The organism is Staphylococcus sp. SA22 (genome assembly GCF_054165785.1).
Genome location: NZ_JBSZQY010000037.1, coordinates 1 through 744, shown reverse-complemented (window position 1 = coordinate 744; position 744 = coordinate 1). Strand labels below are relative to the sequence as shown.

The window sequence follows — 744 nt, the reverse complement described above, 5'->3', positions numbered from 1 at the left end:
AATCAAAACCACCCGTGTGAACGGGTGGTTTGTTCTGCGGCTATAAGCCTTCCTTACTGGCCAGCCCTAAAAGGGCACTGACAAGTCAGCCAACTGCACTACTATTTCAGCAACCCTAAAGGGTTACTCTTTTTTCTTTCTTTTTCTATTTTTCTCTCCAGTGAAAGGATCTAAATATTCTTCCATTGAGATTTGGTCTGCAACGATATCCTCTTGTAATTGATTACGAATATAATTTTCAATCACTTTTTTATTTCTACCTACTGTATCCACATAAAATCCTTTACACCAAAACTTTCTATTTCCATATCTATACTTTAAGTTAGCATGTCTATCAAATATCATTAAACTACTTTTTCCTTTTAAATAGCCAACAAATGATGATACCCCAAGTTTAGGTGGTATACTTACTAACATATGGATATGATCTTTACATGCCTCTGCTTCAATTATCTCTACACCTTTTCTTTCACATAATTGACGCAATATAATCCCTATATCTTTTTTTATTTTTCCATATATCACTTGTCTTCTGTATTTAGGTGCAAAGACAATATGATACTTACAATTCCATTTTGTATGTGCTAAACTGTTTGTGTCAGATGACATTAAATAGCATCTCCTCGTGTTGATTATTTTGGTTGGCTGACCAATATTTATTCTAGCACGTAGAGATGCATTTTTTGTGACAATGGTAGAACCTTTTCTGAACCATACGCATAGCGTATGGTTTTCTTTTCATAA

1 protein-coding gene is annotated in these 744 nt (G+C 34.0%); it reads right to left on the bottom strand.

Annotated elements, in window-relative coordinates; genetic code table 11:
* Nucleotides 1–123 precede the first annotated feature (123 nt).
* Complete coding sequence (gene tnpA / locus ACXQH5_RS13750; protein WP_000093393.1) at nucleotides 124–609, bottom strand: IS200/IS605 family transposase; 486 nt, start codon at nucleotides 607–609, stop codon at nucleotides 124–126.
* Between the last annotated feature and the right edge of the window lie 135 nt (nucleotides 610–744).